This is a genomic window from Paenibacillus sp. F4 (assembly GCF_002894905.1).
GTDB lineage: Bacteria > Bacillota > Bacilli > Paenibacillales > Paenibacillaceae > Paenibacillus > Paenibacillus polymyxa_B.
Genome location: NZ_POVS01000012.1, coordinates 77,886 through 103,148, shown reverse-complemented (window position 1 = coordinate 103,148; position 25,263 = coordinate 77,886). Strand labels below are relative to the sequence as shown.

The following is a 25,263-nucleotide window of genomic DNA, read 5'->3' as shown; positions in this document are numbered from 1 at the left end:
GGTATAGTGAGCATTAAATAGGTAGATATCTAATCGGCAATGGAATAATCAAGTTCTTGTCCTTGGCTCGGAGCAAGAACTTGATTTCTTAAAACAAAAAAACCGTCAAATAAGAGGCGATCAGCGGGTGAAGTCTATCATTTTGTAGCTTTACTATGTCAACTGCAGTTGCGTGGTTAACAAAAATGCTGACATCTATGTAACTCGATGTCAGCAGGCAGAAATCAGCACTGTCAATTTGCTGTAAAGATATACTACGAAGTCAACTACCTTCAGCAGAATAAGAATAGTGAATAGTTCTTCACCCATCCACCACATCTGCTTGCAAATCTGTTGCAATTTCAATCATCTTAGGCACGACAGCCTCATCGGAAATAGCCACATACACATCACCCATGTAATGACGAAAAGGTATTTCTACATCAGCATACTTCCACATGAAAAAATCTCCCTCGATCGACATGGTGCTCTCAGCACCTTGTATGATTAGCACTCGTGAATACGAAAAGTCTGGCTGGGATGCAAAGTAATCTTTGCACTCCTCCAGGGAAATAGATTGTTCCACAGGACTTTCCTGCATGGAACGGGTGATTCGAAAACGCTGGTTCATTGATCTGCCTCCACAATTATGATTAAAAAATTCTGGCTTTCATACCTTATAATGTCCACATGCTGCTGTCAATTTCTTTGGAATTATATGGATATTCATTATACTTTCAAGCAGTTACTTTTAAGATGCATGTTCAAACTGACTGTTGTATAGGTCGGCATAGAAGCCGCCTTTAGCCAACAATTCCTCATGGTTACCCATTTCGATAATGTCACCGTCCTTCATGACCAGAATCAGATCCGCATTCTTGATCGTCGAAAGTCGGTGAGCAATCACAAAGGAGGTTTTCCCCACAGTCAGCTGGTCCATCGCTTGTTGAATCAGCAATTCCGTACGCGTATCGACCGAGCTTGTGGCCTCATCCAGAATGAGCATGGGTGAATCTTCAATCATCGCTCTTGCAATGGTAATCAATTGCTTTTGACCAGCGGAGAGATTGGCTTTGTCGTCCAGCACTGTATCATAGCCCTGCGGCAGTGTTTTAATGAAGCTGTGCAGCCCCACCGCTCTACTAGCAGCTTCCACCTGCTCATCGGTAACATGATCTTTGGAAAAGACGATATTGTCACGAATCGTTCCTTCGAACAGCCAGGTATCCTGAAGCACCATACAGAATAATTCATGAATATTCTCACGCGTTAATTGGCTGATCGGGGTTCCGTCAATGTAGATTTCTCCATCGTTCAGCTCATAAAACCGCATGAGCAAATTCACGAGCGTGGTCTTACCAGCACCTGTCGGACCAACAATGGCAATTTTCTGACCAGCTTCAGCTTTCATGGAGAAGTCCTTGATAATCATACGATCTGTATTATAGCCGAAACGGACATGTTTGAATTCGACATCCCCTTTGGCGGTGTCCAGCTTTATGGTCTTGTGACGCTCATCTGCCAATTCTTCTTCACCCAGAAATTCGAATACACGTTCACTGGCGGCAGCCGCCGACTGCAGATTGGTTGCGGCCTGTGCCAGCTGCGACAAGGGCTGTGTAAACAGACGAATATACACCATGAAGGCGACAATAGTTCCGATAGTTATAGTCTGTTGGTTGACCAGCAAAGCTCCCACGACACAAACCGCGACATAACCAAAATTTCCAATGAACATCATGACTGGCATCATCAGACCAGACATGAATTGGGACTTCCATGCATTTGTATATAAGCGGCTGTTAATACCATGAAACACTTCCTTGGCTGCTTGTTCCCCGTTATATACCTTGACTACGTTATGACCAGCATAGGTTTCTTCGATATGACCGTTGATCTGGCCAAGCTCCGCTTGCTGTGCTACAAAGTATTTCTGTGAATGCTTCATAATCACGCTCATCAGGCAAAAGCCGATCAGCGTAGCTATAATTCCGGTAACGGTCATGATCCAGTTCGTATAAAGCATCATAATCAAGGCGCCCACGAAGGTAGCCAGCGCACTGACAAGCGTGCCGAGACTGTTGTTTAACGTTTGTCCAATGGTATCGACATCGTTGGTTACACGGCTAAGCACATTACCGTAACTCGTAGAGTCAAAATACTTCAAAGGCATATGATCGATTTTTCGAGACAGCTCTGTCCGCATCTTCTTTGTAAGACGCTGTGAGACGGTTGCCGTAATGAAGCCCTGGAAATAGTTAAAAATAAGACCAAATCCATATAAAAGCGCCAATACAAGAACAATCTTCTGAACAGCACTTACATCAATCCCGGTTACGATTCCTTCCTGAATCAGGTTGGCAATATCACTGAGCTTATCGGGGCCAATCACGTTGAGGGTAGAGCCGACCAGGCCCAGTACCATAGCGAGTATAATCATAGGCACATAGGCCTTGCTGTAGGATACAAGCTGGCTGATGGTCTTTTTAAAATTATTCGCTTTTTCACCAGCACCACTGCCCCCCGCTGGTCCTTTACCCATGGGACCTCGCTGATTCATTTTCATTTGCTGGCTGTCGACGGTGTGTTCATTCTTATCCATGTATGAGTTCCTCCTTCGAAAGCTGCGAATATGCGATCTCCTGATAGGTGCTGCAGTTCGTCATCAGCTCTTCATGCGTGCCGCTCCCTACAATCTCTCCCTGGTCCAGCACGATAATCCGATCAGCGTCTTTGATAGTACCTATGCGCTGACCAACGATAAGTGTCGTAGCGTGGCCGGTTTCTTTTTTGAGAGCGGAGCGCAGAATCCGGTCTGTTCTGTAGTCTAATGCCGAGAAGGAATCATCGAAAATATAAATTTCCGGCTGACGGTAGATGGCACGCGCAATGGACAGCCGCTGCTTTTGACCACCGGACACGTTCGCTCCACCTTGCGAAATTCTACCCTGATATTGACCATCCATTTTTTCAACAAACTCCGTTCCTTGAGCAATACCAACGGCTTCTTTAACGAGTTTCTCCGAAGCTCCTGCTCTTCCGTTATCGCCATACGAAACGTTGGATACAACCGTACCGTTGAACAGTACAGCTCTCTGGGGGACATACCCGATTTTGTTATGGAGTGCCTGCTGATTATAGTTCCTGACATTCACACCATCCACGAGTACCTCTCCCTCGGTCACATCATAGAAACGGGGAATCAGATTGATCACGCTGGTTTTTCCGCTGCCTGTAGCGCCAATAAAGGCAACCGTCTCGCCTCGTTTCGCCGTAAAGCTAATGTTGCGAAGCACGGCCTCCTCCGCGTCTGGATATTTGAAGCTGACATTACGGAATTCCACTTGCCCCATAACGCTCTCTTCTCCAGTCGTCTCATGCCCGTTAACGATGCTGGATTCGGTATTCAAAACCTCCATGATCCGTTTGGCAGAGATCGAGGCGCGAGGCATCAGAATGAATATCATACTTACCATCATAAAGGCCATAACCACCTGCATTGCATAAGAGGAGAATACGACCATATTGGAGAACAACGTGATGCGGTCTGGTACGGCCGCCCCGTTAATCAGGTAAGCGCCGATACAATAGATAGAGACACTCAGACCTGACATAATAAAGGTCATACCTGGGCCAATCATCGTCATTAATCGGTTCGCGAACAGGTTTGTATTCGTCAACTCAACGTTAGCCTGCTCGAACTTCTCCTGCTGATACTGATCTGCATTATAAGCGCGTACTACCCGAAGTCCGATCAGATGCTCACGTGTTACCCTGTTCAGATTATCGGTGAGACGCTGGATTCTCTGAAAACTTGGAAGAGCGAAAACAACAATGACACTTAGCATTAAAATCAGAACAGCCACGGCCGCTCCTGTGGAGGCGGTCCACTGCCAGTTTTTATCCGCAATCTTCACAATAGCCCATACGGCCAGAATAGGTGCCTTGATGATCACCTGCAGCCCCAGCGCAACCACCGTTTGAATCTGAGTAACATCGTTAGTGGAGCGGGTAATGAGGCTCGCCGTCGAAAAGTTGTTCATCTCTTCCATCGAAAAGGATAAGGTCTTGTCAAAGACCATCGCACGCAGACGCATAGCCAGCCCTGCAGCCACCTTTGCCGCGAAGTAGCCCACAATAATAGATGCAATCATACTGCCGACGGCACAAAACAACATGTAACTGCCGGGAATCAGCAGTTCGGACACAGGCGTTCCTTCCGTTTGCAGCTTGGTCGTAATTTCCGCCATATAATCAGGTAGCTTCAGATCAAGCCATACCTGCACAACGATGAAAGCTAGGCTGCAAAGCACGAGCATCCATTCATTTTTCTTGAGATATTTGAATATCTTTAGCATTCTGTTGCTCTCCTTTTATCTGATAGTCTTTGATGTTTGGTGAAGTATGGTGCATCCTGCATCTGCATAGAAATTCAGCTTCTAGAGACAATAAGCTTAATGAGTCGGATCAGTTCTTTGGCATCTTCTTCGTCTAACTTTCGAAGAACATTCTCGGTCCATGCGATTCCTTCATTATACCTATCAATCATAAATTGCTTACCTGAATCCGTAATGAATACAATCACCTTACGTTTGTCGTTGACATCAGTACGCCGTACAACTAGTCCTTTCTTCTCCAGGCTCTTCAGTGCCGTTGCCACCCGTCCTGTACTGACGGACAAGTATTCGCTCAAGTGGCCAGAGGTAACCCCGTCCTTATTGAAATTCAGACAAATGAGAATCCCCATTTCGCCACGTGAAAAGTGCCCTCGTTCCTCTAATGCCGGTTTCCGCGATTTGACGATATACTCGAATAGTTCTGTCGCTAATGCTTTATAATCCAATGGTCACAACACCTTCTCGCTAATACCTTATAGTATGAGATAATTAATCTTATAGTATAAGATAATAATAATGTCGGGTTACAAAGTCAATTAGAGAAAATATGGAATACAAACAATCCTCCGTAACCAGCTTGTATTTTACCAATTTTTCTACACAAAAATCCAATGGAAATGACGAAAGAAAACTTGAGGAGCAGTTTGCAGCAGATATGGAGAAATCTCATGAATCTTGAAAAGGACCGCATCAGTACGGCTCAAATGATATTACTTGGGCTTTTCTCGCTTATCGGGGATATGTAAGAGACTGCTTCTAAAAGTAAAGCAGCAGCTCACTAGGACTTGAAAAATAAAGTCTTAGACTGCTGCTGCTATTACCAACATTCACTTCTACCATTAAAATCAAAGATACTACTACTATTTTTAAAAGCATTTCTGATAGCAGCATTTCGCTGTTCAAGCAACCATCTCCCGCCACTCAACTGTGACCAATGATATCAACAAGATCAAAGTACTAGGAACGGAGCGCTTTCCGAGGTACAAAAGGTGAATTTCCTTACAACCTAATAAAACCAGGATGTAAACAGATTGTTAACCGGTTTATAGATCATCATGACCAGAAGCAATGGGCTCGGCACATTGATCTTGTACAAGGAGCAGACCACCACACCAATGCCCGTGATCCAAAACAAGCCCCAGACCAGAAGGTCACGGCGCCTGCTTCCTCGTGTCAGCAAAGGTACATCGATGACCGCACAAACCGCTGCTGTTGCCAGAAAAAGCAGTAACACCATTGCGCTCACTCCTTGATATCTTCAATAAAAGATTTGTCTGTAATACCAATTCGGTTAATCGACACGCTGGCTTTGTAATGGATAGGTAGCGATTTTAGATAATTGTCCCCTTTTTTCTGTTGTAGCCTAGCCCAAGCTTGGGGGTTGGCACGGTAGATCAACTGTCCAAAGCCCATAATATCAACATTATAGCGCTTACTAATTTGCTTAACTGCGGTTTTCATCCGCAAGATAATTCGTTCTTCCGATTTCCTTTCCAGCTCTGTAATCACGCGCTCTGCCTCCAGATTATCTTTGCTCATTACCTCTTCAACATTACACAATGCCTTTACATGGATGTAAATATGTGGTTCGCCGTCAATCATCTTGACTTTACGTTTGGTGTCTGTATGTAGTGCTTCAATGACGATGGGCCGTCCGTCGTCTCCTGTTACAGGACCTGAGCTTTTGACAACGTTATTGGTGATATAATTGTAGCCGATCGTCTCGTTATCGCTTAACCACCCGATCATCTTATCCTTCCGAAATACGGCTACATTACTGTAATGTAATCTGGCTGTGGGCGAGCTATCCTCCACATTGCCCTTATTTTTGCCCTCACTAACACTGCCGGACATCTTCACTCCGGTCAACACCGGGTTAATCCCCTCATACAGCAAATCTTCAATAAATTTGTTCAAAGAAACAGCGACTGTTTTTGCTGATGACTTATATGATTTGTCCAGGGAATTATACAATTTACTTGCCGGCAATCTCTCTAGCGGGGTAAGGACCTTCAGGACATCTTCGGCAGTGGTGTCTTTGGCGACCATAGCGTAGAAGTCATTACGCGGCTCTCGGCTCCGCTTCAGCATATCAAGTGCCTCGCCAATTCCGGCCCGGGCAAGCTCCTCTCCGATCACCAGTATACGGATATGTCCATAGTAGCCAGCTCTCGCACTCTCAAGACTGTACTTGCGCTGGGCTTCATAAATCGTGGGGACCGTGAAGGTAGATACAATCACCGGCACCCCGGGCCCTCCCGTCCCTCCTGCCGCCTGCGAGGCAATTGCTGAAGGAATAACTACCTGCAGTGTAACCTTATAGCCAGATTCAGCCTTATCTAGCCCCATTCCCAGCACAAAGGCCATTTCATTTAACTCCTGTCTTTCCCAGCACCCGCTGAGCAGCATAGGGACCAAAAGGGCAAGCAGCAGTCGCGGAACAGTTTTACGGTTATTTGGGCTCATCTGCCGACTCCTTTCGCCTGTTTGTGCTTTGACGGTCAAGGTTTTGAATCATACTATCTGCTGGCCTTGTCTTTAAAAGCGGCCAAGGAAAACGGAAGATGGAATCTTTCAGATCATTTGAACGGTATGGCCCGATCGGGCTCATATAGGGCATGCCGAAAGAACGCAGACCCGCTAAATGCAGCACAATCAAAAAGACACCGAATAGTATTCCGTATAGTCCAATAAAGCCAGCTAGTCCGATAAGAACAAAGCGAATGATTCTTGCAGCGATCGACATGCCCGTCTCTGGTATCACAAAACTGGATATGGCCGTAATGGATACGATGATAACCATTGCTGAAGAGATAAAGCCCGCGGCAACCGCCGCCTGGCCTATGACAAGTGTTCCAACAATGGATATCGCCTGCCCTATATTTTTCGGAATCCTTACTCCAGCTTCCCGCAGAATCTCATACGTTAATTCCATCAGCATCGCCTCCACAAATGCGGGAAAAGGAACGTTTTCCCTCTGTGCAGCAAGGCTAATAACCAGATTGGTAGGGATCATTTCCTGATGATAAGTCGTAACCGCCACATAAAAAGAAGGGGCAAGCAACGTAATAAAAAAGGAAAGAAAACGGATAAACCGCAGCAAGGTGGCAATATCGGCCCGCTGATAATAATCTTCGGCAGATTGGAAAAAAGCAACAAAAAAAGTAGGCACCAATAGGACAAATGGTGTTCCATCCACAAGAATCGCCACTTTGCCTTCCAGGATTCCCGCTGCAATAGTATCTGGCCGGTCGCTGTTATAGATCGTGGGGAACGGCGTAGCAGCCGTATCTTGAATAAACTCCTCAATATATCCGCTCTCCAGGATACTGTCCGTATCTATTTTGGCCAATCTGCGCTTCACTTCCTGCACCAGGTCAGGATTAGCGATGTTGGCGAGATACATAATGGATACACTGGTTTGAGTCACCTTACCAATTTGGAAGGTTTCTAGCCATAGCTGACTATCTTTAATTTTCCTCCGAATCAGCGCCGTGTTTGTCCGCATATTTTCCGTGAACCCTTCCATCGGCCCACGTACAACTGATTGTGAGCTTGGTTCGCCTACATTGCGGTCCTCCCATCCAGGCAGTCCAATCCGTAGGGCGCTGGATGTTCCGTCAACCAGCACCATGATATTACCGGATAACAGCTCATGAACAAATTGCCCAAGGTCATGCGTGACGGATAGATCCCCCGCAATCAGCATACGTTTTTGCAAAAGCTCAATCTTCTGATTGGCATCAAGATCTCTCATCTGATCAGGGGTACAGCGTTCCTGAAGCGAAAATAATATGGAGTTATGCAGAACCTGTGTGTCCACTAGACCATCAATATAAAGCAAAGCGATATGCGTAGACTCATCCAATTCCAGCTTTTTAGTGATAAAGTCGGTGCTTGTCCCGAGCAGTTGAACCAACTGCACCAAATTGTCCTCCAAGCGGTGTGATAATGTGCCAGTAATTGTATCCTTCATGTCACAACCTCCGCATTCCATGAAACTAAAAATAGTATGACAGAAGAAGTTGATAATTATCCCCTTACCATTCCTTTTCAACTATCAATTAATAATTATGTTATAAAATCACATACTAATGGAAATGACAAAAGAAAACTTGAGGGGCAGTTTGCAGCAGATTTGGAGGAATCTCATGAATCTTGAAAAAGACCGGATCAGTACGGCTCAAATGATAATGCTTGGTTTTTTCTCGCTCATCGGGGAAATGGCACTTGTTTATCCTGCGGCAATGACAACCGGAGCCCACGAGGACGCGTGGATTGCCGCCTTGATTAGTATTCCACTAGGACTTGCATGCGTAAAGCTGATGATATCTACATCAAATATTGATCCAACTAAAACGATTATTGAGCTTTCATTACAAGTATTAGGAAAATGGGTGGGTGGAGCTGTAGCGTTGAGTTATTTATTCTTTTTCCTGATTGCAGCCTCCACCTATATCAGAGAAATCGAAGATTTCATGTGCACACAGATTTACGAAGGGACACCCGGCGGGGTCATTCGCTTCATGGCGATTTTTCTGTTGGTGTATGGCTTGCGGCTGGGTCTTGAAACGCTGGGCAGAGCAGCCCAGATTTTTTTTCCTTTCTTTGCGTTTTTTCTGATTTGCCTAATCGTTCTCCTGTTCCCCGATGTCCAGATAGAGCGTATCCATCCTATTTTGAATACATCGTTTCCTGACATGCTGCACACCATTATGTTCGGTGTATTTTATCCCTTTGGAGAAATGTGTGTGTTCTTCATGGTGTATCCCTATGTCCAAAAACAAAGCAATACGAGCCGCAATATATTCATTTCTTTGTTGATCGGGGCTGTTGGACTCAACCTCATTTTGTTTCTCTCCCTAACAGTACTCGGGGCATATTTCTCAGAACACGAATTTTACGCTGCCTATATTCTTGCCCAGAGAATCAACATTGCTAATTTTTTGCAGCGGATTGAGGCTTTAATGGCCACCACGTGGATCATTAGCACCTATTTCAAAACAGCGCTTTTCTTTTACGCATTTGTTTTGGGGACAGCTCAGCTACTAAAGCTAAAGTCCTATCGGCCATTGATCTTTCCAGTGGCATTTCTGATTTACGGACTGTCGCATCTGATTGCAAAAAATATTATTTTCTACGTCAAGGAGATCCCAGCCTACTGGGTAGATTGGGATTTCACCCATGCCATCGCTTTCCCGTTAATCCTGCTCGTTGTTTATCATATCAGGAAACGTATCAGTCACTAACGTAACTTTCGGGGCAAAGATGGAATTTCATAGGGGGATGGCTAATTTAGTAAGAGCTTAAATTGAATCTCTTCTTATGTATCTTCCTCTGAACATATTTATTATTGCTTGCCAGGTCAGGCTCTACATGCCGTACTTTGATGAACCGTCTGGTCATGGATTCCGCCCACAGATTCAAAGCGTATTCGGCAATCTTACACACTTCTCCCTCCACAATTGCAGACCTTCTTCCATGCTCTCCGTGATCGCAGAGTTCATTCAATTAGACCTTTTGTAGAGTACCTTGATAGAATACTTTACAGAAGGTCTAAAGGACGTACTTTTTTCTTAATCGACCAATTCAAAATCCTTTATTGTTGCATTCGGTCTTAAAATCTCATAGTATTGTGCCATTTGATCCGTTGCAAAGCCTTCTGGAGAAGCACTCGTGCGTGTCATAGGTGCAACACCTAATCGATTTTTCAGCACTATATTTCCTATTTTTGTAGTTTCGAACAATATGCTTGTGTTAGGCACTATCCAAGAACCTCCTGATGTTTTTAGTTCTACAAAATTAAATCGTCCAATCTTCCGTCCCGAATTTTGCTGACTCAAGCAGGATCAACCAGTAATGCATACAGTCGGTCTTAGAACCCTGTAGTATACTGTGTAGGGATTGCAGTTTCTTTTTTCAATTTTGATGCGGCTTCCAGTGACCAATAAGGATTTCTCAACATCCCTCTACCCACAGCAACCAGATCGGCCTCTTCATTTCCGATAACTGCATTCGCCAAAATTGGATCTTCCAGTCTTCCAACGGCCATCACCGGAATATCCAGAGCTTCTTTGATCTCTTTTGCCAAGGGGACTTGATACGCTGCGTGAGTTCCTGGTCTGCCCCATGCAGCTATAGGTCCCTCACCGCCAGATGAAATATCAAACATATCTACCCCTGCCTTTTGATATTCCTTGGCAAAAGCAATGCTTTCCTTAATACCATATCCACCTTCTACGTATTCTTTGGCAGAAATACGCATCAAGAGCGGCATATCTTCCGGCATTTCGCTCTTCGCTGCCTGAATGATTTCCCGACCAAAAAGGGTAAAGTCTTTACCATATTTATCTTCCCGTTTGTTCGTAAGCGGCGAATGAAATTGATGAATCAAATAGCCATGTGCACCATGAATTTCAATGCTGTCGAATCCAGCCTTAACAGCGCGAGCTACAGCAGCACGAAATTTCTCAACTATTCCATTAACCTCTTCTGTTGTTAGCGCGTGAGGTTGTTTTGAATTTTCATCAAATGCAATAGCAGATGGTGCTACAGGGACTTCAGCATCTTCCGCCTTGCGTCCGGCATGCGCGATCTGGATTCCCACTTTGGCACCGTAGCTGTGACAAGCATCTACAATCCGTTTGAGAGCAGGAATCTGCTCATCTGACCATAAACCAAGATCAAAATCGGAGATACGACCATCTGGCTCTACATCTGTCATTTCAATTATGACAAAACCAGCTCCGCCTACCGCCCGGCTAACGTAGTGTATATAATGCCAATCTGTGGCGACCCCATCCTTTTTGTCAACCGAATATTGGCACATTGGAGGCATAACTACACGATTTTTCAATTCCAAACCTTTAATTGTATAGGGACTAAATAAATTTTTCATGTGAGAAAGACTCCTCTCTGATTTATATTATGAAATGCATCAATAAAATGCATGCACAAGCATATACATTAACATGTTTGTTTCATTTGTCAACTCTAGGCATGATTTCAAAACTTCAAAGTAATTGGTGCAAATAATTCTTTATTGTTTGGATTCACACTTGATCCTCATCTAAAGCTGCCACAATGGCACTTGCTACATCCTCACGAGGAATACTGCCATAGGTGATATTCTCCGCGGCAGCCACTTTTCCCGTACCGATTTCATTCAAAAGAATCCCCGGTCTTATGATTGTGTAGTTCAAACTGCTACTTTCCAGCACTCTATCCGCATAATGCTTTGCTGCATAGTAGGGGAGGATATTGTCATGCCAGTTCTTCCGGTTATTCGCCTGAATTGCACTGACCATAATAAAACGATCAATACCTGCCTTTTTAGCCGCTTCAATTGTTTTCCCAGCACCATCAAGATCGATTAACAACGTTTTTTCATATCCCGTTTTTCCACCAGAGCCAGCAGTAAACACTATAGCATCGCAACCCTTAGCGGCTTCTGCAATGGAGTCTACAGCCCCTTCCAAATCTGCAAGGACCGTTTCAACGTCCTGTTTTTGATAAGCATCAGCTTGTTCTTGTTTCCTAACCATCGCACGGACTGTGTGTTCTTTATTTACTTCCAAAAAAATGGATGAGATGTTGTCCAATTTGTCCATTTGAACCTACCACCAAAACCTTCATCTAATCACTCCTCATTATTATATTTTTTCCTTTCCCATTAACTTAAATCACCATTCTTGGGCAGTAAGGTCGATCATCTTCTTCTAATTAAACATTAAGTAACCGAATGGTTTAGCATAACCAAATTAAAAAAACATGCGCATGCATTTAATTTAGTAAAAAAATTACTTGCTGTCAAGTTTTGAATACAAATATTGATTGCTTATTTTCAAAAAAACGTGGATGATTTGAATTAGCTTTGGTTCATCTTTGCATTCTAAGCTCTCATCCTCTTCGGCTCGTTAAACTTTGAGCGCTTCTGGTATCCACTAGGAAGCGCTCGTACTGTATATTATTGATGTGGAGGAAAATCTACATTCTCATGCTCTCCATAAAAAAGCTCAATGCATTGGACACCCACTTCTTGGGATGAAGAACAAGCTGAATTTCCAGCTTGAGCTCAGCATGCTCAAAGGGTAACACCTTTAGCTCTTCCCGTTCAATCTCCTCCAGCGCAGCCATTAGAGGTAGAATGGATATACCCTCTCCAGTTTTGATGCTCCGTTTGATCGCTTCCGGATTACCCAGCTCCAGACTCACGCGATAGGTGATTCCATTTGCTCGAAGCACTCTCTCCAGCAGTTGTCTGTAGTTGCACGTATGCTCAGGCATGATCCACTCCGCATCCACCAGATCATTCAGGTCGATTCGCTCTTTAGCGATAAGCGGATGGTTCGGATGGACAATCAGCACAAGCGGTTCTTCTCGAATGGTAATCCACTGCAACGCCGGATTGCTTGAATCGTCCGCGAGGATCAACCCAACATCGGCCTCCCCTTCCCTCACCTGGTGCAAAATCATCTCTTCGCGATCCGTATGCAATCGTATGTTCAGATCAGGGTATTCTTTGCGAGTCGCCTGCATATACGGCGGCAGAAAATACGAAGCGATGGAATCCATAGTACCGATCGTCATGGAGCCCCCGCCCTGCTTGGCCAATTTTTCTTTCGATTGCTCGAAAAGCTCCAGCATTTGTCCAGCAAGCTTGAACAGCTCTTCTCCGGCGGAGGTAAGACGAATCTTATTGTTATTGTAGCGCTCGAACAATTTAACTTGATACGTTTTCTCCAGCTTCTGAATCTGGGTCGTGACGCTGGATTGTGCGTAACCGAGCACTTCTGCTGCTCTTGTAAAACTTTCACGAATGGCAACTTCCCGAAATGTTTGAAGATAAATGAAATCCAATCTGGCCACCCCATCGAAAATTTTGATTAGAATCATCGTTTATTATAGATAACTCTGATGCTGTTTCCTATGTTACATTAGATTTAATTCAACGGGAAGGGATAACTGATGATGATGAACGAACAACATATTCATGGGATTTTCATACCGCTGATTACACCTTTTACGCGTGACTATAAGTTGGACATCGATTCGTACCGGAAGTATGTTGCCTATCTTGCAGGCCATGACATCCAGGGTCTGGTCGTTAACGGTACGACAGGAGAGTCGCCAACCGTATCCTGGGATGAAGTGAAGCAGATGGTACATGTGACGCAGGATGTTCTGAAGAGCATGAACAAAACCATTCCGATCGTCATTGGCACGGGAACGAACGATACCTATTCAACGGTGCATCGGACGGAAATGGCGGCTGAATTAGGAGCGGATGCAGCCATGGTGGTCACTCCGTATTACAACCGGCCGACACAGGAAGGAATATTGGAGCATTTCCGTGTCGTATCACGTGTAGGCCTGCCTGTGCTAGTATATGAGATTCCGGTTCGCACGGGTAGTCGCATGACAATAGATACAATACGCAAAGTGCTGGACCTGGATGGCGTAATTGGGCTCAAGGACAGTACGGGCGGTCTTGATCTGCTCTTAAAATTGACCCAGTACGAGACCAAGCCTGTCCTCTGCGGAGAGGATGCCTATTTCCATGCCATGCTATGCCAGGGAGCTGCCGGCGGTATGCTTGCATCCGCTCATCTCCATATCCAGAAGTATGTGGATATATACCAACGTTTTGTGGCTGGCGACATGAACGGGTCGCGAGACAGTTTCATGCTACTGGAACCGATGATCCAGCATGTATTTGCCGAGCCAGCCCCGGCCGCGATCAAGTGGTGGCTTACCCAGCAAGAGATTATTGCTGCCGAGCAATTGCGTCTGCCACTTATGCCACTGTCGGATCAGGTGAAGCAGGGTCTCCTGAATTCAATCGTATCCTGATAAATCAGCTTATCTCAGACTAGCCAATTATAACGTAGAAGAAGCATCTCCTGGACAGGAGATGCTTCAATTTTTAGCCGGAACTGACAACCTTCAGAAAAACGAATTTGCATTAAAGGGATTATTTCCTGTAAGCGAAATTATTGCAAAAAGAGGGCTGCCGATGAATTTCACCGACAGTCCTTCTCTTTCAAGCAGTATACTCCTCACTCCTATTCGCTGGACAGCTCCTTGAGCGATTTGACTTTACCATGGGGATGCTGTTCTTGCTTTCGTGACTTCCAGGCTGCTTCTTTCCTTTTCTTCTGGTGAGCCATAACAGATATCCTCCTTTGGAAATTGTGATGTATACTACTTTCTTAAGTTGTCATTTCTCAGCTCTGTTCATTCATAAAACTAAAATCGTTGAATTTTCTCCTAAATATCACAATCCCAAATATAGGATGTCAAAATCGCTTAATCATAAAAATAAACTCACGCACTTTATATTTGCGGGGGTGTATTTTTATGATTAAGCAGATCATTGTTCTATTATAATCCATGTATGAACTTACCTATTTAAAATAGGTATCTCTCCAAGCAGATTCTTTAAGTTAATAGCATCCCACGGCATATGCTCTGTTATACCTAATCCAACTACATCTGTTTCTTCAGATAGTTCTTTAATCAGATTAAGTAGCTGAGGCATTTGCATTGTTCCCGCAGGAGAAAAATTATAGGGTGCTTCAGGGTTGGCGAACAGTAAAGAACGAAATGCTTTTGGATCAAGCACATCTAAATCAAGGTGAATAGCTAGATGCTTAATGCCACTTTCTTTAATCCACTCTCTAATAGATTCAGTACTATTCGTTAACTCTTTGGTTCCTGCAGTTTTAATCCCTAGTCTTTGAATCACTTCTGTGTCTGATTCTGCAGGAGCTATACCTAGTCTTTGAAACGCTTCTGAAATAACTTCTGTTTCTTGTTCTGTAGGAGCCGCTAATCCCGCGATAAAGACATTTTCAGGTTTTAGTGGAATTTTCACATGTTTTGCGAACTCCTCATCTCCTTCTCCCAAAAGATTTCCGAGCGGTAATGTATGTCCGTTATCATAGCCCACATATCTAACTAAATCACTGTGAGCATCGATCCAAATTAAACCTAATTCCCCACCGTATCGTTCGTTCAAATAGGCAAATGGAGCTTGTTCCACTAAGCAGTCACCACCAAACATTACAATACGATCTGGCTTATGAGCATCAATGATATGCTGAGCAGCTTCTAACTGTTCAAGTAGCTGTTTTCTCGCATTCATACCGTTTTCGTTTTCAAGCGGAGTACCATTATAAGCTTGAACTGGAACATGAATAAGGGGTTGATCATTATCCGGAGCTAGCCAAGCAAGCAGCTCGGCTCCAAAGGAGTAATTAGGATTGTTTCCCCCTTGCCATTGTGGCATTAAGAGGCGTATTGTTTTTTTAGTCATGTTTTTCTCTCCTTTACTTCAGAAGTAAGGTTAGTATAAACTGAACACAAATAAAAACATAGTACGCACTATTTTGATAGGTACTACCCGAAAGGATATTGTAAACATGAGTATGGCTGAATTTAAAGGTAAAGTTAAAAACATTCAAGATACACCTTTTGGTTATACAGTTTCACTGATTGGTGGTAAATGGAAAATGGTTATTATTTATCTCCTAGCCGAAAACCGAACAGTTCGCTTTAATGATCTGAAAAGACAGATAGGGGCTATTACTTATAAAACATTGAGTTCACAACTAAAAGAATTGGAAGCGGATGGTCTGGTGAATCGAAAAGAATATCCTCAAGTCCCCCCTAAAGTCGAGTACAGTCTCACAGATAAAGCAGAAACGCTATTACCTGTTTTGGAAGGGTTATGTGAGTGGGGAACAAAAAACCAAAATAATTAAATCCAGTTTTCTACTAAAATCCTGTATGCGAAAAGTTGTCCTGTTTTCCAACATTGCTATTCCAAGTTTAAACTCTATAGTTAAGTGAATCCAGCAATGACTGAATAACTGCATGCAGCCGTTCCGCAAATTCTATTAACTTAATTATCGCTTCAAGCCAGATTTATTTCCCGAATCACTTCAAGCGGAACCTTCGGTTTTCGGTCTTCCGTCAACAACCCGTTGACTTCCTGCTGTACATCGGTTACTTGTGTATAGCAATAGCCCGAGAGATAGGGGGTCGCTTTAATTGCTCCGGTGATTGCACGGAAACGTTCGATAAAAGCTTCGACTGAATCCACTTGGTTTCCGTATCCCCAGCCCTTTTCCGTTTGGAAGGCAATGCCGCCGAATTCGCTTATGATAATCGGTTGTCCCCGGTAGGCATATCCTTCTGCAAAGGCATATTTCCAATTGTTAAAGGAGATGCTGTTGTTTACGATGCTTTCCTTGTCTTGATATCGCTCCAGAAACTCTTCGCCCGTCTCCACATAATCATGAAGGGTTAAAATATCCGAGACCGTATGCTCCCATCCGTCATTGGTAACCACCGGACGATGCGGATCAATCGTCTTCGTCAGATGATAAATGGTTTGCGTGAACTGCTGCTGCCTTACATCATGTCCAATGGTCGATATGCCCCACGATTCATTGAACGGGACCCAAGTTATGATGCTTGGATGATTGTACTGCTGCGGCACGATTTCCAACCATTCCTTCGTAAAGCGGCTAACCGCCTGATCATTGAACTCAAAGGTCGACGCCATTTCCGACCAGACGAGCATGCCTTTCACATCACACCAATATAAAAAGCGAGGGTCTTCCAGCTTCACATGTTTACGAACCCCGTTATATCCCATCGCGGCTATTTTATCGATATCTTCGATAAGAGCTTCTTCAGAAGGGGGAGTCAGATGAGTTTCCGGCCAGTAGCCCTGATCCAGAATCAGCCGCTGGTAAAGAGGGCCATTATTCAATAGAATCTGCCCGTTTTCAATCGATATTTTCCGCATGCCAAAATAAGAATACACCCTGTCGCTCTCTTTCTCATCCTCATACAGAGCAAACTCTACATCGAACAAATTTGGCGATTCCGGTGACCACAAGCACTGCTTCCATGGACCACCCGCTTCATGAAATACATGGACCTCTACCGTTATCCAGGGCCTGTCGGCAGATAAGCTGACCTTTTTCACATGCTGTCCTTTCAGCGCAATCCGTGTCTCCAGATGTAAATTATCTTTACCCTCGATACCCATGAGCTGAAAGTCAAAGCGGATCATATGACGGTCGATATCCGGTGTTATCTTGACCTCATTGATTCTTACCTCATTCACATATTCAATCCACACACTTTTCCAGATTCCGGTGCTCTGTACATAAAAGCATTCAAAGTTTTGATCCACCCAGCGCTGCTTTCCCCGGGGCTGCGTGCAGCTCTGACTATCCTCCACTTTAAGCACGATGCTATTCTCCGAGTCGTAAGTGATATAGGGTGTGATGTCGAAAGAAAACGCAGCATAACCTCCTTCATGCTCACCAACCATAATTCCGTTCACCCAGCATTTCGCTTTATAATCTACACCCTGAAAATGTAGAATTGTCCTTTTCGCTATTGCCTCCTGCGGGACCTTCACGCTCCTGCAGTACCAGACCACCGGATGGAAGGTCTCGACTCCGATCCCGCTTGCCTTGGTTTCATAAGTAAAAGGTACGAGGATTTTGGCTCCCTTCGGAAAATGATGATACCATTGCTCGCTTTCACCCATTTTGCCGTCGTCGAAGGCGAAATCCCACTCCCCATTCAAATCCAGCCACTCTTTGCGGACAAATTGCGGCCTTGGATAATTTTTGATATAAGCGTTTGTAGTCATACAGTTTCCACCTATCCTTTGATATATAATTAGTCCCCTTAGCCTGATGACTTTACAGTGTATTGCTATCATCTGTAGGTCCGATCGTCATCCTTTACTTCCGCTTCGAAATACAAACAATAAAATCAATTTGTTACATTATTTTTGTATCTTTAGGGGATTATATAGCGATGTATTTTTAATCTCAACGCTTTCAAGTTAATTTTATGTAACTATAAACTGAATAAGGCTTTAGCTACAGAACACCTGCAACTAAAGCCTATCTACCTCACCCATATCTCAATCCATGACATAATTCACAGTCATTTTAATATTCTGATCATAATCTCCAAATTGCTTTCCGAACAGATTAAGCCCACCTTGATGCACCGCATCTGGCTTAATTCCGATCCGCAAACGCAACTTGTGGCTGTTTTGCAGGTTGAGCTGATCCAGTGTAACCGAGGAAACCTTCTCCATATCCAGCGCAGTCTTCTCTTTATCTACTCGCCAGGTCTTGAGCAGACCATACTGGGTAGACCACTCATACCACCAGGCAGGATTCAGCTTGCCGCGCCTGTCTCCAAAATCACCGGGACACGTCCACATGCCAATCTCCACGCCATTAATCCACAAGGAAATATCGGAAGGCCAATTGTTGTCATAGTTCGGTGCTTCTGAGCACATTTCCATCGATAGCTCAAGCGATTCTATTCGCGCTTCTGCCGGTATTTCGAGCGGCATTAAATACTCGACATAGCCCTTGCGGAACCATATCATCTGGGCTCCGATATGCTTCGGGTGGAAAAAACTCGCCGGTTCGTCCTCACGTATGATCATCCCGTCGGCATCAGCCATACCACACGTCGGTGAAACCTCACAATCGCTATAATGACCGATCGGCATGTCCACTTCGTAGGTCTGTACATCCCCTTTAGGTACTGCTTTTTCAAGATTCAGCGCAATATGAATGTCATCATAATTGCGACTGCACATCTTCATCGCGCCGCGAGAGGCAGGCAGCAGCTCTGTATTAATCAGTCTAGCCGCCTCCAGAACCTTGATATTGTTGGCTACCGTAGACACCGGAAGTTGAAGAGCTTCCGCTATTTCTACAATATTAAGGTTTTTGGAAATCAAGAGGCGGAGAATATCAACTCGGGAACGGGTGGATAAAGCATGCGTAACCGTTACCAGCTTGTCCGGATCATCAAAACTAAGCTCAAGCATTGCATCACTCATCTCATTTTACTTTGATTATATTACAATAAGTTTACTTGTATGCTTTGAAACAGTCAATAATATTGTATTAAATTATTATTTTTGTATTAAATACCGATCATCTTCGAATTTTCTGGTTCAAGAACCCATAAGAAAGACAGCGATTATTGAGCCGAACCCTGTACACAAAAGCAACACGTTATTCCCTTGCTTTATGCAATAAAAAGCCACTGATCTTCGAACTAAGATCAGCGGCTGATGCTCTCTTTATTTTAAACTTTCTTTAATACCCATACTCCATACGGTTCCAAAGTTACGGTACCAGTAAGCCTGCTACCGGAAAGGAGTTCCTCCGTCTCAACACTCAGTTTAATCTGAGCCGTTTCTCCGCTGTAATTCAGTAGAAATACCAGCTCTTCTTGTAGATCCGCACGAATAGCGACTTCTACCGTCGAAGGAGCTTGGCACCACCCCGCAAGCGGAGATGTCACCGGCAGCTGTCTTAGGAGCTCAGCCGCTAACGCTAAGTCAAAAGTTGCACCCCAATAGTAGACCAGTCCCTCACCGACACGGTTGACGGTCAAGGCCGGTTTCCCTTCATAGTAGCTTGATGCGTACTCTGCGAGTACTTCTACCGTATCAGCATGAACATTCAATATATCGTTGAAGCCTGGAGCCCAAAAATCAAGTTCTTGATCCTTAAATCGCACCGATACAGGTGATGCCGTCCCATTTATCATCGTAAAGTCCTCTACGTGAACGCCGCTCATTGCGGCTGCAGGGCCTGGGAGCGGCTGCATGCGGCAGTGACCGAACTCGTTCTTATAACCGGTACGGCAGCCGAAGATCAGGATGCCCCCATCCTCTACATATTTCTGTAACATAGCTGCCGTACTGTCTCGTAGGATCGCCGGATGCATGTATACCAGCACCTTGTAATTGGCCAGTTCCCGCAGCTGTTCTGATTCCATACCCGGACGGATTGTAACCATATCCGAAGGTATATGTCCATACTGCAGTGCCTTGTACCAGCCGAGCTCACTTTGCTTTGTCAAGGGACCATACCATTTATCCAACTCGCCATCCCACTCGTTATCATAATCGCGAAGTAGAGCAACCTCTGCCACGTAGCGTTTGCCAAGAATCCGCCCTCCAACCTTTTGCAGCTCCTTTCCGACGCGGCCTGCTTCTGCGATCCGACGATTCGGCTGATTGTGATAATCATTAATTCCATGCCAGTACATTTCCGTACCAAACGTTGCCGTTCTCCAGCGGAAATACAAAATCATGTCTGCCCCGTGAGCAATGCTTTGGTAGGTCCACAATCGCATCTGCCCCGGGCGCGGAGATGGCATCTCCATCCTGTTCACCCATCCTCCCGGACCGGATTGCTGCTCCATCACGCAGAAATTTGGTGACATCCCTCTAACGTTACTTAAAGAAAGTCCCCACTTGCGATCCAGCAATGGCTCCTCCCCTTGGTCCGGATAAATGGTACTGAATTGAGGGTAAGAATCGTACGAGAAAAAATCAAGTAGTTGATCCGTCATCCTATGGCTATCCAAATGCCCGAATACACCGTTGGTTGTCACCCACTGATTAGGCGCCAGTGACCGAAGTATGTCCACTTGTAGCTTGGCAAACGAAATGGTGTTATCGGATATAAATCGTTTCTCGTCCAAAGCCTGATGAGGATTCGTTGACCCAGATACGGTCGGACGAGTTAGATGGACCTGCTTCCAGCTGTCATAAGTTTGATTCCAGAATACAGCACCCCAGGCCTTGTTGAGCTGCTCCAACGTACCGTATTTTGCCTCTAGCCAGCGCCGGAAAGCCTGATGATCTGCCTCGGCATAGAAGACGTTTATCTCGCAGTTCAGCTCATTATCAATTTGCCACCCAATGATGGCTGGATGATCTTTGTAATGTTGTGCCATCTCTCTTGTAATACGTGCGCAAAGTTCTAAATAAATGGGACTACTGTAGTTATAATGCCGACGCTGACCATGTTGGAACGTGACCCCCTCCATAGATACGTTCAGCACCTCGGGATACTTATAAGTAAGCCATGCTGGTGGCGTAGCTGTTGGTGTGCCCATGATCACTTGAATCCCGTTCGCGTCTGCCTGCTCCAAGAAACGGTCAAACAGCGTGAATTCGAACTTTCCTTCCTCCGGCTCGAAGATCGACCAAGCAAATTCTCCAATCCGAATGATGCTGAAGCCCAGTTCCTTCATTCTTATGAGATCGTCCGACCACAACGATTCGTCCCAGTGTTCAGGATAATAACAAGCTCCCAAATGAAAGCGATCTAAAGATAAGGATTTCGGCATACTCCAATTCTCCTTCAGTAGAAATGATAGTACAAAAATGTGATTCTCTGATAATCGTATCTATTGTAATATAAGAATAAAAGAAGTAGAATAACTCGATTTTGCTAATTGAATTACTTTTTTGCTAACTTACTCAAGGAGATGGATACGTGATTAAAATAGATTGTTATCTTCCTTCGCCTATTTTAAATAAAGGTGTGCTGTTTCCCGAATCATTAGGGCGTTACAAGAACTTCCCTAATCATGGGGAGCGAAGGAATGCAGGATTACTGAAAGAATACAATTTACATATCATTTTTGCAGGCAAAGGCGTTATTGTGCATGATGGGAAGGAAATCGAGCTTACCCCTGGCATGGGCTTTCTTTTCGGCAAGCATACGACGCAGCAATATCGAACTAAACCCGAGGATCCCTGGGATGCCCGATGGATTCATTTTGACGGGCAGTACGTAGATTCGCTATTACAAGGTCGAAGCATACACGAACCGTATCTGTTCTCGCTCCACCGGCCAGAACGTTTAAAGCCGCTAATGGAGGAAATGTTGCAACTTGCCCAAGCTTACCGTCATGACTATGATGTACGGATCTCTTCCCTGCTTTATGAAGTTCTTCTGGAGATCGCCCACCATTCTCACCAAATTTTTGGTACCTCTCCCGGCGGCACCGTCCAGGAGAGGATTCGTCATACGGCGGAATATATTCGTATGCACTGTCGAGATATGCTCGATTTGAAGACAATGGCTGCGACGTCAGGTTATAGCTCCTTTCATTTTAGCCGGCTCTTCCATCAGATCATGGGCAGCACCCCAGCTCAATATTTGCTCCAATGCCGAATAACGCTGGCCAAACATCTCCTTGTATCCACGGCGCTCACTGTAAAGCAGATTTCACTGGAAACTGGCTTTCATCAAAGCAGCTATTTTATCAAGAGATTTCGGGAGCATACAGGCATCACGCCGGAGCAGTTTCGCCAGCTGAGAAGGATGGGTTAGTACAATCTAAAAACTCCTTCAATAGCTGGGCATGTGTGTATGGCAGCGTACAAATCGAAATTACAAATTTTGCAGTTGAATAAAAGAATAAGCGGCCGCTTAGGACGTTTGGTTAACATGTCCTACGCTACCGCTTCTGTTAATGTTTTTTATTCGCTTATATATGGGATTATATTGTCTGTTTGGATATCGCTCCGAAATATTCTACAACTACCTCACGGAATTCCAGAGCAGCCCGCGAAATATACCGACTCCTGTGCCATAATAAAGCGATCTCCCGTACCAATTCGTGATTTTCTACTTGGAGATATTTAAGATGTTCCCGTGAATTCCTTGCCGTGCTTGGTATGAAGGCTATGCCAATTTCAGCTTCCACAAGCGTACTAAGCCTTGCTGGTTCATCCCCCTCATACACATATTTAGGTACAAAACCTTCCGATTTGCATACAGAGTCCACTAAATCGCGAGTACCGTAGCCTCTCTTTACACCGACAAACCATTCATCTCTTAGATCTGTCAACGTTACACTGCTTCGATCTGCCAGCCGATGCCCCTTTGGAACAGCTACAAGGATTGGGTCGATAAACACGATTTGGCATTCGATGTCATCTCCCTCTATTGGAGGTGAGGACAAGCAAAAATCGACCTCGCCTCTATGAAGAAGCGTTACCATTTCCTGCGTGGTCAGCATTTGCACATGAAATTGAATATAGGGTCGCTTTTTCCGAAACTCTCGCAGGATATTGGGTAATGTGCTTGCGGTGGTCACTGCCAATTCGAGAGTGCCATGTTCCGGGCTGGATAAATCACTAAGCTCCTGCTTCCCCTGCTCCAATTCAAATAAAGCCCTCTCTGCACGATGAAGGAATCTGCTTCCGAACTCATTCAATCGCAGTTTCCTCCCTGTTCGATCGAATAGAGGAACCCCCAGATCTTCCTCCAAGCGTTGAATCGTTTTGCTCAGCGACGATTGAGTAACGTGCAGACTTCGTGCAGCTTCGGTCACATGTTCCAAACGAGCTACCGTCAGAAAATATTGCAGTTGAAGAAGTTCCATTATGACCCCCCATTCATTCCCTCAAGTCAATGAGATTATAACATCAAATGCGTTGGAATAAATAATCGATTTCAAGTACGATGACATTAATTCGCTATGGGGGGACCAGAAATGAGCGTTCGCAGCTGGTGGTTAATGATTTCAGTTGGCCTTGGGATACTATTGAACCCATTAAATTCTTCGATGGTTTCTGTTGCTATTCCAAGTCTGCAAAATGTGTTCCAACTTGATTTTACAGGTGTTTCCTGGATTATTTTTTCTTTCTACATTGCAAGTAGCATCGCTCAACCTGTCATGGGGAAAGCCAGCGATTTATTCGGTCGTAGGAAGATATTTCTTACCGGGCTTGTTGTAGCCTTCATTGCATCATTATTAGCTCCATTATCACCAAATTTCGGGTGGCTCATCGTGTTCCGCATTGTGCAATCCATCGGAACAAGCATGATGGTTGGGGTTGGAATGGCTATTGTTCGAATTCATATTACAGATAAACAAGCAACTGCGTTGTCTGTTTTGTCCATATTCCTATCTGGAGCGGCAGCAATTGGCCCCTTTATTGGTGGGGTCTTGATTCATTGGTGGAATTGGCCTGCTATCTTTTTCATCAATATTCCGTTTGTGGTGGCCAGCTTTGTATTGGCTTGGAGGAATATTCCTAAGGACGAACTGCCAACATCCGTAGCACGCAACATGTCCTTTCGTAAATGGTTTGAATTGATTGATGCATTAGGAATTCTGCTCTTCACAGTGGCTTTGGTTACCCTGCTCGTTGGATTACTCTCAGCAAAATCATCTGGACATATCTCATTAGGAAATGTCATTGTCGGACTGATAGGTCTCGTTGCGCTGGGGATATTCGTACGACATGAGTTAAAAGCGACATCACCCTTTATTCCTTTACGTACATTTGCCAAGTACCCTGCGATGACTTGGGTTAATGTTGAATTCATGCTCGTTAATATACTATATTACTCGCTCTTTTTCGGGCTTCCGTCCTACTTGCAAATGGTACGTCATGTCAGTGAGTTCCAAACAGGCATTCTCATGCTAAGCTTAGGCTTGTGCTCGCTAATTACTTCTCCAATTGCAGGACGATGGATCGATAAATCAGGACCCAGACCGGCATTGCTGGTGTCCGCAATTCTGATGACATTGGGGTCAGTGTGGCTCGTGACATTGAATCCAACTTCACCGGTTATCAGCGTGTGTTTGGCTTTAGCTGCATTCGGTATTAGCAACGGTTTGAACAATGTAGGTATGCAAGCAGCCCTGTTCCAAAGTTCTCCAAAAGAAATAATCGGTGTAGCATCCGGATTATTTAACACATCAAGATATCTGGGAACCATTATCTCTTCATTATTGATAGCTATTGTTATGGGAGGTACGTTTAGCTTCAAGGGATTTCAAATGCTTGGGATTATCCTCACGGTAATTGCATTGTCTTTGGTATTCATGAGTCGGCAGCACCGGAAGTCAGCGCAATTGCATGAGTCGTAGGTCCACCAAGTTCATATCTCAAACCATTGCGCGGTACCAATCATCATGCATCAAATGTCATTTATTTGGCGTAAAGATCTACTACAACAAGTTTTAATTCAGCGACATTGCTACATAAAACTTCGCTACA

22 protein-coding genes and 1 pseudogene are annotated in these 25,263 nt (G+C 44.6%); 5 read left to right on the top strand and 18 right to left on the bottom strand.

Going from position 1 to position 25,263, the window contains the following annotated elements; translation table 11 throughout:
- Positions 1 to 301: 301 nt before the first annotated feature.
- From C1T21_RS12740 to C1T21_RS12710, 8 genes are all read right to left on the bottom strand, one after another.
- Positions 302 to 610 carry a hypothetical protein gene (locus C1T21_RS12740; protein WP_025723019.1) on the bottom strand — a complete coding sequence of 103 codons (309 nt, stop codon included), beginning with the start codon at positions 608 to 610 and terminating at the stop codon, positions 302 to 304.
- 120 nt (positions 611 to 730) lie between these two features.
- The gene (locus tag C1T21_RS12735) at positions 731 to 2,581 is read right to left on the bottom strand and encodes an ABC transporter ATP-binding protein (RefSeq protein ID WP_103048527.1); all 1,851 of its coding nucleotides are present in this window, start codon (positions 2,579 to 2,581) and stop codon (positions 731 to 733) included.
- Positions 2,574 to 4,337, bottom strand: a complete 1,764-nt coding sequence (locus C1T21_RS12730) for an ABC transporter ATP-binding protein (protein ID WP_103048526.1) — start codon at positions 4,335 to 4,337, stop codon at positions 2,574 to 2,576. Before C1T21_RS12730 ends, C1T21_RS12735 begins: the two co-directional genes overlap by 8 nt.
- A 74-nt stretch (positions 4,338 to 4,411) precedes the next feature.
- Entirely contained in the window at positions 4,412 to 4,822 is a 411-nt protein-coding gene (locus C1T21_RS12725; protein ID WP_023988613.1) for a MarR family winged helix-turn-helix transcriptional regulator, read from the bottom strand.
- Between the two features lie 310 nt (positions 4,823 to 5,132).
- Positions 5,133 to 5,279, bottom strand: coding sequence for a hypothetical protein (locus tag C1T21_RS27330; protein WP_179085971.1), 147 nt, complete (start codon positions 5,277 to 5,279; stop codon positions 5,133 to 5,135).
- A gap of 103 nt (positions 5,280 to 5,382) precedes the next feature.
- Positions 5,383 to 5,613: a hypothetical protein gene (locus tag C1T21_RS12720; RefSeq protein ID WP_023988612.1), complete on the bottom strand. Its 231-nt coding sequence runs from the start codon at positions 5,611 to 5,613 to the stop codon at positions 5,383 to 5,385.
- A gap of 5 nt (positions 5,614 to 5,618) precedes the next feature.
- On the bottom strand, positions 5,619 to 6,842 hold the full coding sequence (locus C1T21_RS12715) for a Ger(x)C family spore germination protein (RefSeq protein WP_103048525.1): 1,224 nt from the start codon (positions 6,840 to 6,842) through the stop codon (positions 5,619 to 5,621).
- Complete coding sequence (locus C1T21_RS12710) at positions 6,829 to 8,352, bottom strand: spore germination protein (RefSeq protein WP_103048524.1); 1,524 nt, start codon at positions 8,350 to 8,352, stop codon at positions 6,829 to 6,831. Before C1T21_RS12710 ends, C1T21_RS12715 begins: the two co-directional genes overlap by 14 nt.
- Before the next feature lie 175 nt (positions 8,353 to 8,527).
- Here C1T21_RS12710 and C1T21_RS12705 point away from each other — a divergent pair, with 175 nt between their 5' ends.
- On the top strand, positions 8,528 to 9,625 hold the full coding sequence (locus C1T21_RS12705) for a GerAB/ArcD/ProY family transporter (protein WP_103048523.1): 1,098 nt from the start codon (positions 8,528 to 8,530) through the stop codon (positions 9,623 to 9,625).
- Positions 9,626 to 9,952: 327 nt separating this feature from the next.
- On the opposite strand, the gene C1T21_RS12700 is transcribed toward C1T21_RS12705, so the two are convergent.
- From C1T21_RS12700 to C1T21_RS12685, 4 genes and pseudogenes are all read right to left on the bottom strand, one after another.
- Positions 9,953 to 10,141 (bottom strand): oxidoreductase, encoded by a 189-nt coding sequence (locus C1T21_RS12700; protein WP_146032489.1) that lies wholly within the window; start codon positions 10,139 to 10,141, stop codon positions 9,953 to 9,955.
- 110 nt (positions 10,142 to 10,251) lie between these two features.
- On the bottom strand, positions 10,252 to 11,274 hold the full coding sequence (locus C1T21_RS12695) for an NADH:flavin oxidoreductase/NADH oxidase (RefSeq protein ID WP_103048522.1): 1,023 nt from the start codon (positions 11,272 to 11,274) through the stop codon (positions 10,252 to 10,254).
- 163 nt (positions 11,275 to 11,437) lie between these two features.
- Positions 11,438 to 12,011, bottom strand: a pseudogene (locus tag C1T21_RS12690) (SDR family oxidoreductase); the annotation flags it as partial.
- A 351-nt stretch (positions 12,012 to 12,362) separates the two neighbouring features.
- On the bottom strand, positions 12,363 to 13,244 hold the full coding sequence (locus tag C1T21_RS12685; RefSeq protein ID WP_374703725.1) for a LysR family transcriptional regulator: 882 nt from the start codon (positions 13,242 to 13,244) through the stop codon (positions 12,363 to 12,365).
- Between the two features lie 102 nt (positions 13,245 to 13,346).
- Here C1T21_RS12685 and dapA point away from each other — a divergent pair, with 102 nt between their 5' ends.
- On the top strand, positions 13,347 to 14,228 hold the full coding sequence (gene dapA / locus C1T21_RS12680; RefSeq protein WP_103048590.1) for a 4-hydroxy-tetrahydrodipicolinate synthase: 882 nt from the start codon (positions 13,347 to 13,349) through the stop codon (positions 14,226 to 14,228).
- Positions 14,229 to 14,440: 212 nt separating this feature from the next.
- On the opposite strand, the gene C1T21_RS27565 is transcribed toward dapA, so the two are convergent.
- Together C1T21_RS27565 and C1T21_RS12675 are read right to left on the bottom strand one after the other, a co-directional pair.
- Positions 14,441 to 14,545 (bottom strand): DUF6254 family protein, encoded by a 105-nt coding sequence (locus C1T21_RS27565; protein ID WP_023988604.1) that lies wholly within the window; start codon positions 14,543 to 14,545, stop codon positions 14,441 to 14,443.
- 233 nt (positions 14,546 to 14,778) lie between these two features.
- A complete protein-coding gene (locus C1T21_RS12675) occupies positions 14,779 to 15,693 on the bottom strand; it encodes an arginase family protein (protein ID WP_103048521.1) in 915 nt (304 codons plus the stop codon).
- Between the two features lie 106 nt (positions 15,694 to 15,799).
- Here C1T21_RS12675 and C1T21_RS12670 point away from each other — a divergent pair, with 106 nt between their 5' ends.
- Positions 15,800 to 16,141, top strand: a complete 342-nt coding sequence (locus C1T21_RS12670; RefSeq protein ID WP_013310350.1) for a winged helix-turn-helix transcriptional regulator — start codon at positions 15,800 to 15,802, stop codon at positions 16,139 to 16,141.
- Between the two features lie 152 nt (positions 16,142 to 16,293).
- On the opposite strand, the gene C1T21_RS12665 is transcribed toward C1T21_RS12670, so the two are convergent.
- The 3 genes from C1T21_RS12665 to C1T21_RS12655 all read right to left on the bottom strand — a co-directional run bounded on the left by C1T21_RS12665 (position 16,294) and on the right by C1T21_RS12655 (position 21,587).
- On the bottom strand, positions 16,294 to 18,054 hold the full coding sequence (locus C1T21_RS12665; RefSeq protein WP_103048520.1) for a glycoside hydrolase family 2 protein: 1,761 nt from the start codon (positions 18,052 to 18,054) through the stop codon (positions 16,294 to 16,296).
- 279 nt (positions 18,055 to 18,333) lie between these two features.
- Positions 18,334 to 19,263 carry an ArsR/SmtB family transcription factor gene (locus C1T21_RS12660; RefSeq protein WP_103048519.1) on the bottom strand — a complete coding sequence of 310 codons (930 nt, stop codon included), beginning with the start codon at positions 19,261 to 19,263 and terminating at the stop codon, positions 18,334 to 18,336.
- A gap of 263 nt (positions 19,264 to 19,526) precedes the next feature.
- Entirely contained in the window at positions 19,527 to 21,587 is a 2,061-nt protein-coding gene (locus C1T21_RS12655) for a beta-galactosidase (protein WP_103048518.1), read from the bottom strand.
- A gap of 149 nt (positions 21,588 to 21,736) precedes the next feature.
- On the opposite strand from C1T21_RS12655, the gene C1T21_RS12650 reads away from it, so the two are divergent.
- On the top strand, positions 21,737 to 22,579 hold the full coding sequence (locus tag C1T21_RS12650) for a helix-turn-helix transcriptional regulator (RefSeq protein ID WP_103048517.1): 843 nt from the start codon (positions 21,737 to 21,739) through the stop codon (positions 22,577 to 22,579).
- Positions 22,580 to 22,748: 169 nt separating this feature from the next.
- Here the strand turns inward: C1T21_RS12650 and C1T21_RS12645 are convergent, their stop codons facing one another.
- On the bottom strand, positions 22,749 to 23,636 hold the full coding sequence (locus tag C1T21_RS12645) for a LysR family transcriptional regulator (RefSeq protein WP_103048516.1): 888 nt from the start codon (positions 23,634 to 23,636) through the stop codon (positions 22,749 to 22,751).
- 111 nt (positions 23,637 to 23,747) lie between these two features.
- On the opposite strand from C1T21_RS12645, the gene C1T21_RS12640 reads away from it, so the two are divergent.
- A complete protein-coding gene (locus C1T21_RS12640) occupies positions 23,748 to 25,133 on the top strand; it encodes an MFS transporter (protein WP_103048515.1) in 1,386 nt (461 codons plus the stop codon).
- The last annotated feature ends 130 nt before the right edge of the window (positions 25,134 to 25,263 follow it).

Bases quoted from the DNA above. Each gene is read 5' to 3' on its own strand.
- C1T21_RS12740 (WP_025723019.1), bottom strand. From the start codon at position 610: ATGAACCAGCGTTTTCGAATCACCCGTTCCATGCAGGAAAGTCCTGTG.
- C1T21_RS12735 (WP_103048527.1), bottom strand. From the start codon at position 2,581: ATGGATAAGAATGAACACACCGTCGACAGCCAGCAAATGAAAATGAAT.
- C1T21_RS12730 (WP_103048526.1), bottom strand. From the start codon at position 4,337: ATGCTAAAGATATTCAAATATCTCAAGAAAAATGAATGGATGCTCGTG.
- C1T21_RS12720 (WP_023988612.1), bottom strand. From the start codon at position 5,613: ATGGTGTTACTGCTTTTTCTGGCAACAGCAGCGGTTTGTGCGGTCATC.
- C1T21_RS12715 (WP_103048525.1), bottom strand. From the start codon at position 6,842: ATGAGCCCAAATAACCGTAAAACTGTTCCGCGACTGCTGCTTGCCCTT.
- C1T21_RS12710 (WP_103048524.1), bottom strand. From the start codon at position 8,352: ATGAAGGATACAATTACTGGCACATTATCACACCGCTTGGAGGACAAT.
- C1T21_RS12705 (WP_103048523.1), top strand. From the start codon at position 8,528: ATGAATCTTGAAAAAGACCGGATCAGTACGGCTCAAATGATAATGCTT.
- C1T21_RS12695 (WP_103048522.1), bottom strand. From the start codon at position 11,274: ATGAAAAATTTATTTAGTCCCTATACAATTAAAGGTTTGGAATTGAAA.
- dapA (WP_103048590.1), top strand. From the start codon at position 13,347: ATGATGAACGAACAACATATTCATGGGATTTTCATACCGCTGATTACA.
- C1T21_RS27565 (WP_023988604.1), bottom strand. From the start codon at position 14,545: ATGGCTCACCAGAAGAAAAGGAAAGAAGCAGCCTGGAAGTCACGAAAG.
- C1T21_RS12675 (WP_103048521.1), bottom strand. From the start codon at position 15,693: ATGACTAAAAAAACAATACGCCTCTTAATGCCACAATGGCAAGGGGGA.
- C1T21_RS12670 (WP_013310350.1), top strand. From the start codon at position 15,800: ATGAGTATGGCTGAATTTAAAGGTAAAGTTAAAAACATTCAAGATACA.
- C1T21_RS12665 (WP_103048520.1), bottom strand. From the start codon at position 18,054: ATGACTACAAACGCTTATATCAAAAATTATCCAAGGCCGCAATTTGTC.
- C1T21_RS12660 (WP_103048519.1), bottom strand. From the start codon at position 19,263: ATGCTTGAGCTTAGTTTTGATGATCCGGACAAGCTGGTAACGGTTACG.
- C1T21_RS12655 (WP_103048518.1), bottom strand. From the start codon at position 21,587: ATGCCGAAATCCTTATCTTTAGATCGCTTTCATTTGGGAGCTTGTTAT.
- C1T21_RS12645 (WP_103048516.1), bottom strand. From the start codon at position 23,636: ATGGAACTTCTTCAACTGCAATATTTTCTGACGGTAGCTCGTTTGGAA.
- C1T21_RS12640 (WP_103048515.1), top strand. From the start codon at position 23,748: ATGAGCGTTCGCAGCTGGTGGTTAATGATTTCAGTTGGCCTTGGGATA.